Here is a 1,384-nt window from a genome sequence, read left to right as displayed (position 1 = left end):
ACCATGATCAGATGGTTCCAACTGATTCTCAATCACAACGGTTCTATTATCATCAACGACTTCCGCAAGGATATCCATCCTATATCTGCCAACGGATTTTTCTATTTGTATAACTGACAAATCCAAACCAAGTGTATCTTCTAACCGTGAGACCTCGTTAGAGCGGATCTGATTAGCTAACCAGGGGGTGAAATCACGAGCCTCGTGTTCCCAATACTCGCTGACATTTTGGGTCTCAAGCGATGCAAACTGTATCACAATTGAATAGACTACATTCGAATTAATATTCTTTTTGCCCCGCGAGCATACAGAAGATTGGGTCAAAAATTAAATATCGCTGCTCACCACTCACGCTAAATCTAGTTCCCCACTATTTATTTTGCTCACGTTTCTGCTTGTATTCACACAGCTCAGAGGGCTCTTACCGAACTGAGTAAAATAGCACTCTGAGAATTATAGCATCCCGCCGTCCGCTCACGCTCCCAACATTCAATATTCGCCGTCTCAAGCGTCTCAGTGAGAGGTTATTGATTGAGCACAGACATCAAAACTAACGAACTGCTAACTTCTCAAACTGGCTTAATTTGAAGATGCCCCTTCTTCGATCTCACCAATCAGATCGAAGCTTTGGCTGACCCGTCCCGAGCCACCTGGTTGAATCAGTGGATTGTGTTCATACTCCTCACGTAGATATTCCCCATATAGTATATGATTGACACGTACATTGAGCGCGTGAGCAAACGGTCCGGTCTGATACTCGGAAACTACTCGCACAGTCATGCCCACGATTTCCTCACCGGGGGTGAGGGAGGAGAGGGAGGTACCGCACGAGATAATGTGCCGTCGCATATCCTGATTATCACCCATGGACGGGCTTACTGCCCAGCGAGAAATGCGGACTGCGACAACTCTGTTTGCGGCCGCTTCTGTAACTGTGAACACCGCTGAATATTAGAGTGAATTGTTTTCAGAGGGTTCTAATGACAAAGAATATAACAAGTGAGTTACTTGTTTGTCAACAATGGATGCTGTGCTAAACCCGGATACTCGCTTCATCAACCACAAAATCAGTCCACCAGATGAAATTGTTCGTTGGTTGGCCCTCCCGCAGAGTAAGTCGCCAATTAAACGAGAAAGAGGCATAGGTCGGCTTATTGCGATGGATTGGGGGAATTATCCTATATCGACATCCCCTGATGAGGTTCGTGAACGGAAGGATCGAGCAGAATCGAACACGGGCTCGAACACGAGTGGACAAAAAGCTGAGCGCTCTTCCGAAGCAGATTGTTGGTCGGGTAGAGCTGTCGCTCTGAAAGCGTAGCGGGCAAGGGTGACGCGTTCGCGTCACCCGAACGCAATGTTCCCATTTGAATTGCTGAGTTCA

At 46.9% G+C, this 1,384-nt stretch carries 2 pseudogenes; both read right to left on the bottom strand.

Features of this window, described 5'->3' with window-relative positions:
- Window positions 1-258, bottom strand: a pseudogene (locus U4E84_RS17430) (DUF4268 domain-containing protein); the annotation flags it as partial.
- Window positions 259-464: 206 nt separating this feature from the next.
- Window positions 465-539: pseudogene (locus U4E84_RS17425) on the bottom strand (IS6 family transposase); the annotation flags it as partial.
- Window positions 540-1,384: the final 845 nt, after the last annotated feature.

It is taken from the genome of Halorubrum sp. AD140 (assembly GCF_034497445.1).
Classification (GTDB): Archaea; Halobacteriota; Halobacteria; order Halobacteriales; family Haloferacaceae; genus Halorubrum.
The sequence above is the reverse complement of the archived record's forward strand: the minus strand, read 5'-3'. Positions and strand labels throughout refer to the sequence as shown.